14 protein-coding genes are annotated in these 17,479 nt (G+C 63.9%); 8 read left to right on the forward strand and 6 right to left on the reverse strand.

Going from position 1 to position 17,479, the window contains the following annotated elements:
* Nucleotide 1 precedes the first annotated feature (1 nt).
* On the forward strand, nt 2–1,480 hold the full coding sequence (locus tag ACEWPL_RS02155) for a carboxypeptidase M32 (protein ID WP_393934820.1): 1,479 nt from the start codon (nt 2–4) through the stop codon (nt 1,478–1,480).
* 9 nt (nt 1,481–1,489) lie between these two features.
* Here the strand turns inward: ACEWPL_RS02155 and ACEWPL_RS02160 are convergent, their stop codons facing one another.
* Both ACEWPL_RS02160 and gyrA read right to left on the reverse strand, forming a co-directional pair.
* Nucleotides 1,490–2,059, reverse strand: a complete 570-nt coding sequence (locus ACEWPL_RS02160) for a hypothetical protein (protein WP_393934819.1) — start codon at nt 2,057–2,059, stop codon at nt 1,490–1,492.
* On the reverse strand, nt 2,056–4,791 hold the full coding sequence (gene gyrA, locus ACEWPL_RS02165; RefSeq protein WP_393935377.1) for a DNA gyrase subunit A: 2,736 nt from the start codon (nt 4,789–4,791) through the stop codon (nt 2,056–2,058). Before gyrA ends, ACEWPL_RS02160 begins: the two co-directional genes overlap by 4 nt.
* 223 nt (nt 4,792–5,014) lie before the next feature.
* Here gyrA and ACEWPL_RS02170 point away from each other — a divergent pair, with 223 nt between their 5' ends.
* On the forward strand, nt 5,015–5,284 hold the full coding sequence (locus ACEWPL_RS02170; RefSeq protein WP_393934818.1) for an usg protein: 270 nt from the start codon (nt 5,015–5,017) through the stop codon (nt 5,282–5,284).
* Between the two features lie 50 nt (nt 5,285–5,334).
* Here the strand turns inward: ACEWPL_RS02170 and ACEWPL_RS02175 are convergent, their stop codons facing one another.
* Both ACEWPL_RS02175 and hemB read right to left on the reverse strand, forming a co-directional pair.
* Nucleotides 5,335–5,898 (reverse strand): lipid-binding SYLF domain-containing protein, encoded by a 564-nt coding sequence (locus ACEWPL_RS02175; RefSeq protein WP_393934817.1) that lies wholly within the window; start codon nt 5,896–5,898, stop codon nt 5,335–5,337.
* Nucleotides 5,899–6,031: 133 nt separating this feature from the next.
* A complete protein-coding gene (hemB, locus tag ACEWPL_RS02180; RefSeq protein WP_393934816.1) occupies nt 6,032–7,027 on the reverse strand; it encodes a porphobilinogen synthase in 996 nt (331 codons plus the stop codon).
* 161 nt (nt 7,028–7,188) lie between these two features.
* Between hemB and ACEWPL_RS02185 the strand changes: the two genes are divergently transcribed.
* From ACEWPL_RS02185 to nhaC, 3 genes are all read left to right on the forward strand, one after another.
* Nucleotides 7,189–7,716 carry a component of SufBCD complex gene (locus ACEWPL_RS02185; protein WP_393934815.1) on the forward strand — a complete coding sequence of 176 codons (528 nt, stop codon included), beginning with the start codon at nt 7,189–7,191 and terminating at the stop codon, nt 7,714–7,716.
* Nucleotides 7,717–7,812: 96 nt separating this feature from the next.
* Nucleotides 7,813–11,313 (forward strand): transcription-repair coupling factor, encoded by a 3,501-nt coding sequence (gene mfd / locus ACEWPL_RS02190; RefSeq protein ID WP_393934814.1) that lies wholly within the window; start codon nt 7,813–7,815, stop codon nt 11,311–11,313.
* Between the two features lie 233 nt (nt 11,314–11,546).
* Nucleotides 11,547–13,076, forward strand: a complete 1,530-nt coding sequence (gene nhaC, locus ACEWPL_RS02195; protein ID WP_393934813.1) for a Na+/H+ antiporter NhaC — start codon at nt 11,547–11,549, stop codon at nt 13,074–13,076.
* Between the two features lie 82 nt (nt 13,077–13,158).
* Here the strand turns inward: nhaC and ACEWPL_RS02200 are convergent, their stop codons facing one another.
* Together ACEWPL_RS02200 and ACEWPL_RS02205 are read right to left on the reverse strand one after the other, a co-directional pair.
* On the reverse strand, nt 13,159–13,404 hold the full coding sequence (locus tag ACEWPL_RS02200) for a hypothetical protein (RefSeq protein ID WP_393934812.1): 246 nt from the start codon (nt 13,402–13,404) through the stop codon (nt 13,159–13,161).
* 3 nt (nt 13,405–13,407) lie between these two features.
* Complete coding sequence (locus ACEWPL_RS02205) at nt 13,408–14,061, reverse strand: alpha/beta hydrolase (protein ID WP_393934811.1); 654 nt, start codon at nt 14,059–14,061, stop codon at nt 13,408–13,410.
* Nucleotides 14,062–14,255: 194 nt separating this feature from the next.
* Between ACEWPL_RS02205 and iscR the strand changes: the two genes are divergently transcribed.
* The 3 genes from iscR (at nt 14,256) to sufB (ending at nt 17,459) form a co-directional block, all read left to right on the forward strand.
* The gene (gene iscR / locus ACEWPL_RS02210; RefSeq protein WP_393934810.1) at nt 14,256–14,717 is read left to right on the forward strand and encodes a Fe-S cluster assembly transcriptional regulator IscR; all 462 of its coding nucleotides are present in this window, start codon (nt 14,256–14,258) and stop codon (nt 14,715–14,717) included.
* Nucleotides 14,718–14,832: 115 nt separating this feature from the next.
* On the forward strand, nt 14,833–15,885 hold the full coding sequence (locus ACEWPL_RS02215) for a cysteine desulfurase family protein (protein WP_393935375.1): 1,053 nt from the start codon (nt 14,833–14,835) through the stop codon (nt 15,883–15,885).
* Nucleotides 15,886–15,908: 23 nt separating this feature from the next.
* On the forward strand, nt 15,909–17,459 hold the full coding sequence (gene sufB, locus ACEWPL_RS02220) for a Fe-S cluster assembly protein SufB (RefSeq protein WP_393934809.1): 1,551 nt from the start codon (nt 15,909–15,911) through the stop codon (nt 17,457–17,459).
* Nucleotides 17,460–17,479 lie beyond the last annotated feature (20 nt).

Below are 17,479 nucleotides of genomic sequence, written 5' to 3' on the forward strand. Positions count from 1 at the left end.
AATGGGCGCCTTTCACGATCTGATGGCCTATCAGCGCCAGACCGAGGCGCTGGCACAGATTGCCGGACGCCTCAGCTGGGACCGCGAGACCATGATGCCGCGGGGCGCCGCAGCGCAGCGATCAGAAGAGGCGGGCGCGCTGAGCGAAGTTCTGCATGCGCGCCGCACCGATCCACGTATCGGCGACTGGCTGGAGGCCGCCAGCGGCGAAGACCTGTGCCAGGTGGGCCGCGCGCAGCTGCGCCATATCCGCCGCAGCTATGAGCGCACGCAGCGCGTGCCGGCGCGGCTGGCCATGGCCATTGCCAAGTTCACCGCCCTCAGCCAGGGCCGCTGGGCCGAGGCGCGCGAGGCGGATGATTTTGCCGCTTTTGCGCCGATCCTGGCCGAGGTGGTGGTGCTGCGGCGCGAGGAGGGCGCGGCGCTGGCGGATGGCGGCGATATCTATGATGCGATGCTCGACGATTACGAGCCGGGGGCCAAGGCCGCCGATCTCGACGCGATGTTCGGCGCGCTGCGCCCCGGCCTCATCGCGCTGCGCGAGGCGGCGTTGAATGGATCGGCGGCGCCCAAGGTCTCGGGCCGTTTCGACGTGCCTGCACAGATGGAGCTGACGCACCGGCTGGCGAAGGTTTGCGGCTATGACATGTCGCGCGGACGCATCGACAAGGCGGTGCACCCCTTTTCCAGCGGGTCGGGCGACGATGTGCGCATCACCACCCGCACCAGCGATGACGAGCCGTTCAACTGCGTTTATTCGACGATGCACGAGGCCGGCCATGCGATCTACGAGCAGTCCATCGACCCGGCCTATGCGCTGACCCCCCTTGGCGCGGGCGTATCGATGGGCGTGCATGAAAGCCAAAGCCGCATTGTCGAGAACCAGCTGGGCCGCAGCCGCGCCTTCACCGGCTGGCTTTACAAGCAGCTGCGCGAAACGTTCGGAGATTTTGGCATCGACGGGCCGGATGCCTTTTATGCTGCCGCCAACAGCCTGCATCGTGGCTATATCCGCACCGAGGCGGATGAGGTGCAGTACAACCTGCATATCCTGATGCGCTTCGATCTGGAGCGCGCGCTGGTATCGGGCGACCTGGACCCCGCCGATCTGGAAGAGGCATGGAACGCGCGCTTCTTGCGCGATTTCGGTTATGAGGTGCCGCGCGCGTCGCGGGGCTGCCTGCAGGATGTGCACTGGTCCTGCGGCCTCTTTGGCTATTTCCCGACCTACAGCCTTGGCAATGTCTATGCAGGCTGCCTTGCGCAGGCGTTGCGGCAGGCTGTGCCGAACCTTGACGATCAGCTGGCGGAGGGCGATATGAGCGCCGCGATGGGCTGGCTACGCGTGAACGTGCAGCAGCATGGCGGGCTTTATCCCCCGCGCGAGTTGATCACGCGCGCCTGCGGGACCGAGCCGACCGAGGCGCCGTTGATGGGCTATCTTCAGGAAAAATTCGGGGCGCTTTATCCAGCGCATTGACGCGGCGGCTCAGCCCCGCTTGCGATAGGCCGCCTCGGCGCGGGCGGCCTCTTTGCGCGCGGCGTCGACATCCGGGGCGCCGTTGCCAAGGATATGGGCGGCGTCACTGGCAGGGCCCGTCAGGGGCGCACCGGTGCTGCGCGCTCGGTGCAGCATGTCGAAGATCACGTCGAAATCGTCGCCCTGAAGCTCGTAGACGCTGAAGAGCGCGCCGGCAGCATCCAGATACGCTGCGCGCAGGGGTGAACCGGGCGTGGTGGTATCCGTGTCGAGCGCGCCATAGCCGTGATCGGCCAGCAGGCGCGCGGTCTCGCCGCAACGCTCCAGACTGTCGAGCACTTCGGCCGTGCCCGTGGCGCTCGTCTCGGTCAGTGCTCGGATCCCTGCAGTGCACTGCTCCGAATGCTCGCCAGACGCGGTGAGGGCGGCGGAGACAGGGGCGATCACGGCGCTGCGCTGCGCGGGAGTGTCACCGCCGCTGCCGCCCAGATGGCGCCAGACCGCGATGCCCGAGACAGCAAGGATCGCGGCGCTGGCCAGCGCCGCGACGATCAGCGTGCCGCGTTTCGGCGCGCTCATTCTTCGGCCGTCACGGCCCCTTCCGCCGCGCCGTCCTCGTCCTCGTTCTGCTCGGCGATCCATGCCACGCTGACAACGACCTCGTTCCTGCCGGTGTTGAACACCTTGACGCCGCCCGCGCTGCGCGAGCGGAACGAGATGCCATCGACGGGCACGCGAATGGACTGACCTTTGGAGGTGGCCAGCATGATCTGGTCCTCCAGCGTCACCGGGAAGCTGGCCACCAGCGCGCCGCCGCGCATCGCCTTGTCCATCGCCGCCACGCCCATGCCGCCGCGACCCCGTACCGGGTAGTCGTGGCTGGAGCTGAGCTTGCCCGCGCCTTGTTCGGTGATGGTCAGAAGCAGGGTCTCGGCCGCTGACATTTCGGAAAAGCGCTCGGGCATGATGGCGGCATCCGCGTTGCCTTCATCCTCCGCGGCCTCCAGTTCCTCATCCGTCAGACCGGCCTGCGCGCGGCGCATCTTGAGATAGGCGGCCCGCTCGTCCGAGGTGGCGTCGAAATGCGGGATGATCGACATGGACACTACGCTGTCATCTCCGGTCAGGCGGATGCCCCGCACACCCAGCGACGCACGGCTGTTGAATACGCGCACATCGGTGGCCGGAAAGCGGATGGCGCGGCCCGAGGAGGTGACCAGCATCACGTCGTCATCATTCGAGGCGATGCGCGCGTTGATCAGCGTGATCCCGGCGTTCTCCTCCTCGAAGCGCATGGCGATCTTGCCGTTGGAGCGCACATTGGTGAAATCCGACAGCTTGTTGCGGCGCACCGTGCCTGCCGAGGTGGCAAAGACCACCTGCAGATCGTCCCATTCGGCCTCGTCGCGGTCCACCGGCATGATGGCGGCGATCGAAACGCCGGTCGGGATCGGCAGGATGTTGACGATGGCCTTGCCCTTGGATGTGCGGCCGCCCTGCGGCAGGCGCCATGTCTTGAGCTTGTAGACCATGCCATCGGTCGTGAAGAACAGAAGCTGAGTGTGGGTGTTGGCGACGAAAAGGGTGGTGACCACGTCCTCATCCTTGGTCGCCATGCCGCCGACGCCCTTGCCGCCACGCTTCTGGGCGCGGAAATCGGCCAGCGCGGTGCGCTTGATGTAGCCGCCAGAGGTAACGGTGACGACCATGTCCTCACGCTCGATCAGGTCCTCGTCATCCATATCGCCGGACCAGTCGACGATCTGCGTGCGGCGCGGCACGGCGAAGAGATTGCGCACCTCCGACAGTTCGTTCGCGATGATCTCCATGATCCGCTCGCGGCTGGCGAGGATGGCGAGGTATTCCTTGATCTTGCCCGCCAGTTCCTGCAGCTCGTCCGTGACTTCCTTGACGCCCAGCTGCGTCAGGCGCTGCAGGCGCAGCTCGAGGATGGCGCGGGCCTGCGTTTCGGAAAGGTTATAGGTGCCGTCATCGTTTGCCGTATGGGTCGGATCGTCGATCAGGGCGATATATTCGAGGATATCGCCGGCGGGCCAGCGCCGCTCCATCAGGCGGGCACGGGCATCGGCGGCATCGGCAGATGCGCGGATCGTGGCCACGACCTCATCTACGTTCGAGACTGCGACGGCCAGACCGCACAGGATATGGCTGCGCTCGCGCGCCTTGCGCAGCTCATAAGCGGTGCGGCGGGCGACGACATCCTCGCGGAAGTCGATGAACGCGGTGAGGAACCGGCGCAGCGTCAGTTGCTCGGGGCGGCCGCCATTGAGGGCCAGCATGTTGCAGCCGAAATAGGTCTGCATGGGCGTAAAGCGGAAAAGCTGGTTCAGCACCACCTCGGCGGTCGCGTCACGCTTGAGCTCGACCACGACGCGCACGCCGTTGCGGTCGCTCTCGTCCTGCACATGGGCTATGCCCTCGATCCGCTTTTCGCGGGCGGCCTCGGCGATGCGCTCGATCATCGTGGCCTTGTTCACCTGGTAAGGGATCTCGTCGATGATGATCGCCCAGCGGTCCTTGCGGATTTCTTCGGTGCGGGTCTTGGCGCGCACGATGACGCTGCCGCGCCCCTCGAGATACGCCTTCCGCGCGCCCGAGCGGCCCAGCATGATGCCGCCCGTGGGAAAGTCGGGGCCGGGCACATATTCAATCAGATCCTCGGAGCTGAGATCTGGGTTTTCGATCAGCGCCAGCGTCGCGTCGACGACTTCGCCAAGGTTGTGGGGCGGGATGTTGGTCGCCATGCCGACGGCGATGCCGCCTGCGCCATTGACCAGCATGTTGGGAAAGCGGGCGGGCAGGACGGTTGGCTCGCGGTCCTTGCCATCGTAGTTGTCCTGGAAATCGACGGTTTCCTTGTCGATATCGGCGAGGATATAGGCCGCCGGCTTGTCCATGCGTACTTCGGTATAGCGCATGGCGGCCGCGTTATCGCCGTCCATCGAGCCGAAATTGCCCTGGCCGTCCAGAAGCGGCAGCGACATGGAGAAATCCTGCGCCATCCGCACCAGCGCGTCGTAGATCGCAGAGTCGCCATGCGGGTGATATTTACCCATGACGTCGCCCACGGCACGGGCCGATTTGCGGTAGGGCTTGTCATGCGTATTGCCGCCCTCCCACATCGCATAAAGGATGCGGCGATGCACCGGCTTGAGGCCGTCGCGCAGATCGGGAATGGCCCGGCTGACGATGACCGACATGGCGTAATCGAGATAGGACGTCTTCATCTCGTCCGCGATCGAGACGCGCGGGCCGTCATAGGCCGGACGCTCGGGGCGGTTTTCTTCCATGTCTTCGGGGGGTTGCGGCGTATCGGTCAAGTCGGTGCCCATTCTGTCGCGTCAAACTATATGCAGTGCGCAAAGGTATATCACCGCCATGATATGGGGTGCAATGGCGCATGGCCCTGGCATTTGGCAGCCATCAGCTGCATCTGCTAACAAATTGTTTTCATTGAAAAGTAATTTCTTTCCGGCATCATCAAATGAGGGGGCAGGAAAAGGAGCATGAAACATGCCGATGACCGAGACGGAAATGATGCTTAAGGGTTACGGGCTGACCACCGCGGAGTTCTTCTACGGGATGCCCGATTACGTCCATGTGCTGAACAGCTATGTCTGGCAGGATTACGACATCGCGCCCGACCATCCCAAGCTGTTTAAATTCGTGGAGTTTTGGCAGCGCGAGATTGACGGCCCGCTGCATTCAGTGCGCTTTACCCATCGCAAGATGATCGCGCCGGGCGAATGGCGCAATGTGACGGGGGAATTCACGCTACACTGATGTGGCGCGCCGGGAGGCAGGCCCCCGGCACCTATCGCAAAACTGGCGTATCACGGAATGATGCGGGTGTACTTCATGCCTTCCAGCGAGGCGCCTGCCATCAAACCTGCCTGGCCGAAGACAACCGCAATCACGGGCGAGATCGACGTCGTCGTCTCAGCGCGCAGGTTTTCAGCCGTGTCCTTGAAGACGTATTCGATATCCGCGCCCGCGGCCCAGCCGGAGGAGCGCCGAAAACTCGACAGAGCCGACGGGGTCATGAAGAACAGCACATGCGCAAATTGCTGTGCGCCGATCTGCAAGCCCACACTGCCCTTGGTGGCCGAGTAGTAATCCACCGTCTGGCCGCCGATCTGCAGCGCGCCGCGCCCGTACCCGCCGCCGAAGCCAAGGCCCGCCTCGGTGATTAGCGGCATGACCAGCATGCCCGCGGACTTTTCGGCCAAAGACTGCGTGCCGGGATAGTTGTTGTAGAGGTAGCTCACGGTGGTGTTGACACGCGCGTCGATTTCCTGCGGGCCTCGGCTTCCGATGCCGTTGCCGCAAGCGGCTGTCATAAGCCCGGCGCTGCCGAGCGCGCCCAGGGTAAAGCCGCGTCTGGTGAGAATGCTCATGGATCTATGCCTGTTCGTTGCCTGAATACCGCCGGCCTTTTGGTGGCCGATCTGGCGAAACTATAGGCGGCACGCCGCGCATTGTCACGCGCGGGGGTGAACTTTGGGCGAATTACTGCGCGGCACGGCCCGATCAGCGCAGAAGGCGCGCCATCGCAGGGGCAAAATAGGTCAAGATTCCGTCGCAGCCCGCGCGCTTGAAAGCCATGAGGCTCTCGGTCATGGCGCGCTCGCCGTCGATCCAGCCGTTCTGCGCGGCGGCGGCGATCATCGCGTATTCGCCGCTGACCTGATAGGCATAGGTCGGCGCGGCAAAGGTATCCTTGGCCCGGCGGCAGATATCGAGATAGGGCATGCCGGGCTTGACCATCACCGCATCCGCGCCCTCGGCCAGGTCGCGCGCGATCATGCGCATCGCCTCATCCGAATTGGCCGGGTCCATCTGGTAGGTCCGCTTGTCGTCCTTGAGCGCCCCGCTTGCCCCCACCGCGTCGCGAAAAGGGCCGTAGAAGGCGCTGGCATACTTCGCGGCATAGCTCAGAAGGATGACGTCCTGGTGCCCCGCCGCCTCCAGCGCGCTGCGGATCGCGCCGATGCGCCCGTCCATCATATCCGAGGGGCCGATGATATCGACGCCCGCCTCGGCCTGCGCCAACGCCTGTTTGACCAGCGCCTCGACCGTCTCGTCATTGACGATGATGCCATCGCGGACAAAGCCGTCATGGCCTGTATCGGAATAAGGGTCGAGCGCGACATCCGTCATCACGGCAATCTCGGGCACCGCAGCCTTGATGGCGCGGGTCGCGCGGTTGCTGAGGTTATCGGTGTTCCACGCCTCGGCACAATCGGCGGTGCGCTTTTCCGGCCCGGTATAGGGAAAGAGGCAAATCGCCGGAATGCCCAGATCCGCCGCCTCACGCGCGGCCTCGGCCACGCGGTCGACGCTCAGACGGTTGACGCCGGGCATCGAGGCGACAGGCTCGGTCACGTTCTCGCCGTCGCGCACGAAGACTGGCCAGATCAGATCGCCCACCGACAGCGTGTTCTCGGCCGCCATCGCGCGCAGGCCCGGTGTGCGGCGCATACGGCGTGGACGGGCTGCGGGGTAGGGGGCGAGGCTGGGGGGCATGAGTGTGACCTGACTGCGTTGGAGTGCGTGATACGTCGCACGGATCCCGCCGCTGCTCAAGAGGTGCATGCCGGATGGCCGAAACGGAGAGGAAATCGGGCGCTTCCGGTTTGGGGCGAAACCCATTAAGAGGGGCGCGAACTTGGCGGATCGGGGCAGGCGTGGACTGGTATTCTTCGGTATTTGAATTGATCGACATGCGCAGCTTCAGCAACCTATGGTTCTGGATCGCGCTTGCCGTGCTCTGGTCGTCGACCAGCCATTACCTGCTGGGCGTGCCGTGGGACATGATCTCGCGGGCGCGCAAGGGCAATCCGCAGGCGATGGCAGACATGAATCACCTTGCGATGATCAACAGTCGCCGGATCCTGAATATCGGTCGGGAATCCGGCCTGCTGATGACCGGCCTGATCTTCTTCATGCTGACCGGCGCCGCGATGTTGGGCTGGCTCTATGACCGCGAGTTTGCGCAGGCGGTGTTCCTTCTGCTCTTCCCGATGTCGCTGGTCTGGCTCTTGTCGGTGCGCACCGCGCATATGATCGAGGCGCAGGAGCTGGCGGGAAAGCCGCTGATTGCGAAGTTCAACCGCCACCGCCTCATGGTGCAGGTGATCGGCATGATATCGATCTTTGTCACCGCGATGTGGGGCATGTACCAGAACATGACCGCCTCGGCCCTTGGCGGATGACGCGGCGCCCCAGGCCTCGGCAAATCGGCGCAGGACGGGTGACATGGGCGGCGGCAGGGCTATCTGCCCATCCCGTCCCAAGGCAGCGATGAGCATATGACCCAGAAGACCAGCCCTATCACCGTCTCCGGCGCGCCAGAAGGCTTTGACGCGCGCCTCGCGCTGGACGAGGTCGCGCGCGCGTCCGGCCCCGTGATCCACATCGCCCGCGATGACAAGCGGATGGCGGCCATGGCCTCGGCGCTGGCGTTTTTTCAGCCGGGAATGCCGGTGGTGCAGTTCCCCGCATGGGACTGCCTGCCCTTTGACCGCGTGTCGCCCAATGCCGATATCTCGGCGGCGCGGATGGCGACGCTGGCGGGGCTGGTGCATGGCATGCCTGGGCAATTCGTGCTGCTCACCACGCTCGGCGCGGCGATGCAGCGCATTCCGGCGCGCAAGGTGCTGGAAGGTGCTGCCTTTACCGCGCAGGTCGGCCAGCGTATCGACGAGGCGGCCCTGCGTGCCTTCCTTGTGCGGATGGGCTTTACCCAAAGCCCCACAGTGACCGAGCCGGGGGATTACGCGGTGAGGGGTGGTATCATAGATATCTACCCTCCGGGCGGCAGCGACGGGGGCGGGCCTGTGCGGCTCGATCTCTTCGGCGATGTTCTGGACGGCGCGCGGCGTTTTGATCCGGTCAGCCAGCGCACCATCGAAAAGCTGGACATGATCGAGCTTGCGCCGGTCTCGGAGGTGATCCTCGACGAGGCGGCCGTGATGCGCTTTCGGCAGAATTACCGCATCGAATTCGGCTCGGCGGGCACGGATGATCCGCTCTATGAGGCGATCAGCGCGGGCCGCAAGGCGCAAGGGGCCGAGCATTGGCTGCCCTTCTTCCACGACACGCTTGAGACGCTGTTCGATTACCTGCCCGACGCGCCGGTTGTCATGGATGACGGGATCACCCCGGTGCGGGTCGCGCGCTGGGACAGCATCGTCGATCAATACGAGGCGCGGCGCCATGCGATGACCGCCAAGGGGCGCGGCGACAGCGTCTACAAGCCGGTCAAGCCCGAGCTTCTCTATCTGGATGACGCCGCGTGGGACACGGCGATGGCGCCGCACCGCGCGGTCCAGTTCAGCGCTCTGCCGCAGGCTACAGGGCCGGGCGTCGTGGATGCGGGTGGGCGCATCGGGCGCAATTTCGCGCCCGAGCGGCAGCAGGAAAACATCAGCCTTTTCGGTGCGTTGAAGGACCATATTGAAGCGAAGATGGCCAAAGGGCCTGTCCTGCTGGCCAGCTATTCCGAGGGCGCGCGCGAGCGGATGGAAGGCCTTCTGGAGGATGAGGGGCTGGTGGGCCCCGTCACCATCACTTCGGCCGAGCGGCTTGGAAAATCGGGCCTGCATCTGGCCGTCTGGGGCCTGGATGCCGGTTTCGAGGGGCCGGTGGGCAAACAGCATCTGACCGTCATCGCCGAGCAGGACATTCTGGGTGATCGCCTGATCCGCGCACCCAAGCGCCGCCGCCGCGCCGAGAATTTCCTGAGCGAGGCGAACAGCCTTACGCCCGGAGATCTGGTGGTGCATGTCGATTTCGGCATTGGGCGGTATCTGGGCCTCGAAGTGGTGACGGCGCTTGGCGCCGCGCATGAATGCATCGTGCTGGAATATGCCGAGGCGTCCAAACTCTATCTGCCGGTCGAGAATATCGAATTGCTCAGCCGCTATGGCCACGAAGAGGGCCTGCTGGACAAGCTGGGCGGCGGGGCCTGGCAGGCCAAGAAGGCGCGGCTGAAAGAGCGCATCCGCGAGATGGCGGATCGCCTTATCCGCATCGCCGCCGAGCGCGCGCTGCGCCGCGCGCCCGTGCTGGAGCCCGAGCATCACGCCTGGGAGGAATTCTCGGCCCGCTTTCCTTACGAGGAGACGGATGACCAGTTGCGCGCCATCGAGGATGTGATGGCCGATCTGCAAGCGGGCACGCCGATGGACCGCCTGATCTGCGGCGATGTCGGTTTCGGCAAGACCGAGGTGGCGATGCGGGCCGCCTTCGCCGCTGCCATGTCAGGCATGCAGGTGGCCGTGATCGCGCCGACGACCTTGCTCGCGCGTCAGCACCACCAGAGCTTTGCCGAACGGTTCCGCGGCTTTCCCATTAACGTGCGACCGCTCTCGCGGTTCGTGTCGGCCAAGGATGCTGCGGCCACGCGCGACGGGCTGACCAAGGGGCAGGTGGATATCGTCGTCGGCACCCATGCGCTCCTGGCCAAATCGGTCAAGTTCCAGAACCTGGGCTTGCTCATCATTGACGAGGAGCAGCGCTTTGGCGTCGCACACAAGGAGCGGCTGAAGGCGCTGCGCAGCGATGTGCATGTGCTGACCCTGACGGCGACGCCGATTCCGCGGACGTTGCAACTGTCGCTCTCGGGGGTGCGCGACCTTTCCATCATCGGCACGCCGCCCGTCGACCGCCTGTCGATCCGCACCTATGTCAGCGAGTTCGACACGGTCACCCTGCGCGAGGCGCTATTGCGCGAGCATTACCGCGGCGGGCAGAGCTTTTTCGTCGTCCCGCGCATTTCGGACCTGTCCGAGATCGAGGCGTTTTTGGACAACGAGGTGCCAGAGGTGTCCTACGTCATCGCGCATGGCCAGATGGCAGCGGGCGAGCTGGATACGCGGATGAACGCCTTCTACGACGGCAAATATGACGTGCTGCTGGCCACGACCATCGTGGAATCCGGCCTCGATATTCCAACCGCCAACACGATGGTCATCCACCGCGCCGACATGTTCGGGCTGAGCCAGCTCTATCAGATCCGGGGCCGCGTGGGCCGCTCGAAAACGCGGGCCTACGCGTATCTGACGACCAAGCCGCGCCTCAAACTAACCCCCGCCGCCGAAAAGCGGCTGCGCGTGCTGGGCAGTCTCGACACGCTGGGCGCGGGATTTACGCTGGCCTCGCAGGATCTGGATATTCGCGGCGCCGGCAACCTTCTGGGCGAGGAGCAATCGGGGCAGATGCGCGACGTCGGCTACGAACTCTACCAGTCTATGCTGGAAGAAGCGGTGGCCAAGATCAAGGCGGGCGAGACGGACGGCCTCTATGACACGGATGGCCAATGGGCGCCGCAGATCAATCTGGGCGTGCCGGTCCTTATCCCCGAGGAGTATGTCCCTGACCTTGATGTCCGCCTCGGCCTCTATCGCCGCCTTAGCAGCCTCGACACCAAGGTCGAGCTGGAGGGTTTCGCGGCCGAGTTGATTGACCGCTTTGGCCCGCTGCCGAAAGAGGTGAATACCCTCATCCTCGTCGTGCGCATCAAAGGGATGTGCAAGAAGGCCGGCATTGCCAAGCTGGATGGCGGGCCGAAGGGCGCCACGATCCAGTTCCACAACGACAAATTCGCCTCGCCTGAGGGGCTGGTCGAGTTCATCAAGGATCAGCGCGGCCTCGCCAAGATCAAGGATAACAAGATCGTCGTGCGGCGCGATTGGGCCAAGGACAGCGACAAGATCAAGGGTGCGTTCTCGATCGCCCGCGATCTGGCGCAGAAGGTTGCCGACAAGACCAAGAAGGCCAAGGCTGCCGAGGCCAAGAAGGGGGCCTAATGCGGCGACGTCTTTGCCGTTCGCCCCTTGCGGGGCGGACGGGGGTGCCGGGTGCCGGCTGAAAACTTCACGCCAAGCGAATATTTTCCTGTCGCCGCGGCGACAGGCGTGATCGACTGGAGGTTGAATCGGTCCAGTCGCCAACCCGGCGCTGCGCGCTAGATCAACAAGGACAAGCCCGCACAGGGCCACAAAAAGACAGGACAACGATCACCAACAGAGGAGACAGACCCATGTCATCGGACGAGATCAACCCGCGCAAGCCGTCCTTCGGCCTTGCGCTTGTGCCGGTGGTGCTGACGCTGCTGGTTCTGGGCATACAGCTCTTTTACTTCGGCGATTTCACCCCGCATATCCCGCTGGCCATCGGTCTTGCGATTACGGCGCTGGTCGGGCTTTACCTGGGACATGACTGGGGCAACATGGAAGACGGGGTCTTTCGCGTCATCAACGTGTCGCTGCCCTCCGTTTCCGTCCTGATCGTGGTGGGCATGATCATTGGCGTCTGGATCGCCTCCGGCACCGTGCCGACGTTGATCTATTATGGGCTAATCATCCTGTCGCCGCAGATTTTCCTGGCCGCGTCGATGATCATGTGCGCGGTCGTGTCTGTCTCTCTTGGCACGTCCTGGGGTACGGTCGGCACGATCGGCCTTGCGCTGATGGGGATCGGCGCGGGCTTTGACGTTCCGGTCTACTGGACGGCTGGCGCGGTGGTGTCGGGCGCATTCTTCGGGGACAAGATTTCGCCCCTGTCGGACACGACGAACCTCGCCCCTGCGGTGACCGCGACGAATGTGTTCGATCACATTCGCAACATGATGCCCACGACGGTGCCGGCGATGCTTATCGCCCTTGGTATCTATGTCTGGGCGGGCTACAGCCTGATGGGCGAAGGCAGCACCTCGTTCGAGCGCATCGATAGCATCACCAGCGCGCTGAACGAGTATTTCGCCATCTCGCCCTGGCTCTTGATCCCGGCGTTGCTGGTCCTCGGGCTTGCCATTGCGAAAAAGCCGCCGATCCCGTCGCTCTTTGCCGGCGTCGTGGCAGGTGGCCTGACGGCGATGATCGCGCAAGGGTCGTCGCTGCATGACGTCTTTGGCTACGCCAATGGCGGTTATTCCATCGACACGGGTGTCGCCGAGATTGACAGCCTTCTGAACCGGGGCGGCATCCAGTCGATGATGTGGACCATCTCGCTGATCCTGATCGCGCTCGGCTTTGGCGGCGCGCTGGAGCGGACGGGCTGCCTGCAGGCGATCATCGCCAAGATCTTGTCCAAGGTGCATTCCTTTGCAGGCGTTCAGACCGCGGCCATCGCCACCTCGACCGCGACCAACCTTGTTGCGGGCGATCCTTACCTGTCGATCGCGCTGCCGGGACGGATGTATTCGCCGGTCTATCGCGGCATGGGGCGCTCGACCCTGAACCTCAGCCGCGCAATCGAGGAGGGCGGGACGCTGATGTCGCCGCTGATCCCGTGGAACGCGGGCGGCGCCTTTGTCATCTCAGCGCTCGGTCTCGGGATCATCGACGGCAATTTCGAGAACCTGCTCTATATCCCGCTGGCCTTCGCCTGCTGGATGACGCCGGTCATCGGCATCGTTTATGCTTGGACGGGGCTTTTCTCGCCCTATGCCAGCGCCGCCGAAAAGCAGGATTGGGTGGATAATGACCGCTCGATCGCGGACCTGAGCGAATATGGCTATGACGATCCGCTGGAGGGGCATAGCAGCGCGGGGGCGGTGCCAGCCAAGTAAGCAGGGCTGAAAAAAGTGAAACCTGCGCCTTTCGGGGCGCAGGTTTTTTTTCGTGCCGTGAAGGTACGTTGGTTGCCGCGCGTCAGTCGGCCTCGGGCGCGCCGCCCTGCGCCGCCTTGAACGCCTTGACCCGGTCCGCCAGCATCTTGCGCGCCTTGGCATTGGCACGGCGCACGCGGACCGCCGTCAAAAATGCCTCCTCGGCGGTTTGCGAGGTGGCGCCCATCATGGTCGCCAGATCGTCGACGATGCGCTCGTCGCCAGTGACCTCCTCGGCCTTCAGCGCATCCTGCGCCAGCTGGTCGGCCAGATCTTCGGTGACGCCCATGGCTTAGCGCGTGCCTTCTGTGAGGCGGCGTTTCACATAGCTCGTGACCGTCTCGATCATCGGGTCCATATGCGGATCCTCGAAGAAATGCCCGGCCCCCTCGACCTCTTCGTGCTGAACGGTGATGCCCTGCTGATCGCGCAGCTTGTTCACCAGTGCGGTCGTGTCTGCGGGCGGCGCCACGCGGTCCGCCGCGCCATTGATGATCAACCCCGAGGACGGGCAGGGGGCGAGGAACGAGAAGTCATACATATTGGCCGGGGGCGACACGCTGATAAAGCCGGTGATCTCGGGCCGGCGCATCAGAAGCTGCATGCCGATCCATGCGCCAAAGGAGAAGCCCGCAACCCAGCAATGCTTGGAATTGGCATTCATGCTTTGCAGGTAATCGAGCGCCGAGGCAGCGTCTGACAACTCGCCCACGCCCTGATCATACTCACCCTGAGAGCGCCCGACGCCTCGAAAGTTGAAGCGTAGCACGGTGAAGCCCATGCGGTAGAACGCGTAGTGCAGGTTGTAGACGACCTTGTTGTTCATCGTGCCGCCGAATTGCGGATGCGGATGCAGGACGATGGCGATGGGCGCGTCTTTTTCCTTTTGCGGATGATAGCGGCCTTCAAGGCGGCCCTCGGGGCCGGGAAAGATAACCTCGGGCATTCAGCGTTCCTTGCTGCGCTGTTCCGGGGCGCGGCGATGCCCGTTGACGGGGGTGCCTCTGCGCCTTAGAACAATTCTAAAATGTCGGCCCGTCGCGCTGGTGCGCGTGGCCGGACCGGACGGGCTTGGCGCGTGATAAGCGCCCATGCGCGCGAGGTCAATCTATTCGCAAGCCGAGCGGGGAGGAAGCAGCCGTGAAACTCAGCACCAAGGGGCGCTATGCCATGGTCGCGCTGTCGGATATCGCTTTGCAGCCCGAAGGCTCGCTGGTGACGTTGGGCGAGGTGTCGCGCCGCCAGAGTATCTCGCTGCCATATCTGGAGCAGCTCTTCGTCAAGCTGCGCCGCGCCGATCTGGTGACCTCTGTGCGCGGCCCCGGGGGCGGGTATCGCCTGGCGCGGCCCACCTCCGAGATCCGTGTGTCCGAGATATTGGCCGCGGTGGATGAGACGGTGGATGCGATGCACAAGGGCGCGGGCGCGTCGGGCGGTGCCTCGGGGACACGGGCGCAATCCATGACCAATCGTTTGTGGGAGGGTCTCAGCGCGCAGGTCTATGTTTATCTGCACCAGACCCGGCTGAGCGATGTCGTCGGCAATTCGCTGGCCCCCTGTCCTGCGGTGCCGTCGCTGTTCAATGTGGTGGATGAGGACTGATGAAGGCACGTGTCAAAGGTATAGCGCCGCCTTCGGCGCCGCGCCGCACATTCGCCTCCGGCGAATGCGGTTGCCTGCGGCGCGAGTATTTTTACCAAGATGAAGCGTGGGCGCCATGAAGGGGCGGGTCTACCTGGACTACAACGCGACGGCGCCGCTGCGGAGCGAGGCGCGCGATGCGATGATCGCCGCGATGGACGTGGCCGGCAACCCGTCGAGCGTGCATTCCGAGGGGCGTGCCGCGAAGGCGCTGGTCGAGCGTGCGCGCGCCCAGGTGGCGGCCGCGCTGGGGGCAGACGGGGCGGATGTGATTTTCACCTCGGGGGCGACCGAGGCGGCAGCGCTGGCTTGCGCCGGACGGGGCCTGAGCGCGGCGCCGGTCGAGCATGAGGCGGTTGCGGCCTGGACCGATGGCGCGCTGCGGGTATCGCCCGAAGGGGCGGTTGACGTGATGGATCCGGCCATGAGCGCCCTGCAGATCGCCAATTCCGAGACGGGGGTGCTGCAGGCCCTGCCAGAAGGGCTGGCGGTTAGCGACATGACGCAGGCTTTTGGCAAAGTCCCGCTGGCCTTCAACTGGAGCGGCGCGCAGATGGCGCTGATCTCGGCGCATAAATTGGGCGGACCCAAGGGCATCGGTGCGCTGGTCGTTCGGCGCGGCACGGATGTGTCCGCCCAGATCAAGGGCGGCGGGCAGGAGATGGGCCGCCGGTCAGGCACCGAGAACATCATCGGCATCGCAGGATTCGGGGCCGCAGCCGAGGCGGCCGTGGCCGATCTGGCGAATGGCAAATGGGAGCGGGTCGAGAAACTTAGAAACATTCTAGAAAAGACCATTGCAGCTTCTGGAAATAAGACTATTTTTGTCGGGAAAGAAGTCGCGCGATTGCCGAACACCTCCTGCATCTTGACGCCTGGCTGGAAGGGCGAGACGCAGGTGATGGCGATGGACTTGGCGGGTTTCGCGGTTTCGGCGGGCTCGGCTTGCTCAAGCGGGAAGGTCCGGGCCAGCGCGGTGTTGCGGGCCATGGGATATGGCGAGGCGGATGCAGCTTGTGCGATCCGGGTTTCGCTGGGGCCGCAAACGACGGAAGACGAGGTTTTGCGCTTTGCCGAGATATGGTTGAAGCACTTGGACAGACACGGCGCCCGGGTTGGCGCGCATTGAGACTGAGACGGGGAGATAAAGACATGACGGCACTTGATGATGCACCGAACAAAGCGATGGACCACAAGGATGTGGCCAAGGAAGGCGTCGATCAGGACACGGTCGACCGCGTTCGCGAGGTGGGCGGCGCCTACAAGCATGGCTGGTCGACCGATATCGAGATGGAGTACGCGCCCAAAGGCCTGACGCCCGACATCGTGCGCCTAATCTCGGAAAAGAACGAAGAGCCGGAGTGGATGACCGATTGGCGTCTTGAGGCGTATCAGACGTGGCTGACCAAGAAAGAGCCGACCTGGGCGATGGTCGACTATCCCGAGATCGACTTCCAGGACCAGTTTTACTACGCGCGCCCCAAGTCGATGATGGTCAAACCCAAGTCGCTGGATGAGGTCGACCCGAAGCTGCTGGCGACCTATAGCAAGCTGGGTATCCCGCTGAAAGAGCAGGAGATTCTCGCCGGTGTCGAGGGCGCGGGCGAGATGCCTGCCGAGGCGCGCAAGGTGGCCGTGGACGCGGTGTTCGACTCCGTTTCGGTCGGTACCACCTTCCAGAAGGAGCTCCGGGAGGCGGGCGTCATCTTCTGCTCGATTTCCGAGGCGATCCGCGAGCATCCCGAGCTGGTGAAGAAATACCTCGGCAGCGTCGTGCCGGTGAATGACAATTTCTATGCGACGCTGAACTCGGCGGTTTTCTCGGACGGCTCCTTCGTCTATGTGCCGCCCGGCGTGCGCTGCCCGATGGAGCTGAGCACGTATTTCCGCATCAATGCCGAGAATACCGGCCAGTTCGAGCGCACGCTCATCATCGCCGACAAGGGCAGCTATGTCAGCTACCTCGAAGGCTGCACGGCCCCCCAGCGCGACGAGAGTCAGTTGCACGCGGCGGTTGTCGAAATCATCGTCGAGGAGGACGCCGAGGTGAAATACTCGACCGTCCAAAACTGGTATCCAGGCGACGAGAACGGCAAGGGCGGCATCTACAACTTTGTTACCAAGCGCGCCGATTGCCGGGGTGACCGGGCCAAGGTGATGTGGACGCAGGTCGAAACCGGGTCCGCCGTGACCTGGAAGTATCCCAGCTGCATCCTGCGCGGTGACGACAGCCAGGGCGAGTTCTACTCGATCGCCATCGCCAACAATATGCAGCAGGCCGATACCGGTACCAAGATGATCCACCTGGGCAAGCGCACCAAGTCGCGCATCGTCTCCAAGGGGATTTCGGCGGGCAAGGCGCAGAACACCTATCGCGGGTTGGTAAGTATGCACCCCAAGGCCAAGGAATCGCGCAATTATACGCAATGCGACAGTCTTCTGATCGGCGACAAATGCGGGGCACATACGGTGCCTTATATCGAGGTCAAGAACAACTCGTCCCGCGTTGAGCATGAGGCGACCACCTCCAAGGTCGACGACGATCAGATGTTTTACTGCCGCCAGCGCGGCATGGACGAGGAGGAGGCGGTGGCTCTCGTGGTCAACGGCTTCTGCCGCGATGTGCTGCAGGCGCTACCGATGGAGTTTGCCATGGAAGCACAGCAGCTGGTCGCGATCTCGCTCGAAGGTTCGGTCGGGTAAGACTTTGTGCGGGTCGGCAG

The organism is Roseovarius roseus (assembly GCF_043355935.2).
Lineage (GTDB): Bacteria > Pseudomonadota > Alphaproteobacteria > Rhodobacterales > Rhodobacteraceae > Roseovarius > Roseovarius roseus.

Bases quoted from the DNA above. Each gene is read 5' to 3' on its own strand.
- ACEWPL_RS02155 (WP_393934820.1), top strand. From the start codon at position 2: ATGGGCGCCTTTCACGATCTGATGGCCTATCAGCGCCAGACCGAGGCG.
- ACEWPL_RS02160 (WP_393934819.1), bottom strand. From the start codon at position 2,059: ATGAGCGCGCCGAAACGCGGCACGCTGATCGTCGCGGCGCTGGCCAGC.
- gyrA (WP_393935377.1), bottom strand. From the start codon at position 4,791: ATGGAAGAAAACCGCCCCGAGCGTCCGGCCTATGACGGCCCGCGCGTC.
- ACEWPL_RS02170 (WP_393934818.1), top strand. From the start codon at position 5,015: ATGCCGATGACCGAGACGGAAATGATGCTTAAGGGTTACGGGCTGACC.
- ACEWPL_RS02175 (WP_393934817.1), bottom strand. From the start codon at position 5,898: ATGAGCATTCTCACCAGACGCGGCTTTACCCTGGGCGCGCTCGGCAGC.
- hemB (WP_393934816.1), bottom strand. From the start codon at position 7,027: ATGCCCCCCAGCCTCGCCCCCTACCCCGCAGCCCGTCCACGCCGTATG.
- mfd (WP_393934814.1), top strand. From the start codon at position 7,813: ATGACCCAGAAGACCAGCCCTATCACCGTCTCCGGCGCGCCAGAAGGC.
- nhaC (WP_393934813.1), top strand. From the start codon at position 11,547: ATGTCATCGGACGAGATCAACCCGCGCAAGCCGTCCTTCGGCCTTGCG.
- ACEWPL_RS02200 (WP_393934812.1), bottom strand. From the start codon at position 13,404: ATGGGCGTCACCGAAGATCTGGCCGACCAGCTGGCGCAGGATGCGCTG.
- ACEWPL_RS02205 (WP_393934811.1), bottom strand. From the start codon at position 14,061: ATGCCCGAGGTTATCTTTCCCGGCCCCGAGGGCCGCCTTGAAGGCCGC.
- ACEWPL_RS02215 (WP_393935375.1), top strand. From the start codon at position 14,833: ATGAAGGGGCGGGTCTACCTGGACTACAACGCGACGGCGCCGCTGCGG.
- sufB (WP_393934809.1), top strand. From the start codon at position 15,909: ATGACGGCACTTGATGATGCACCGAACAAAGCGATGGACCACAAGGAT.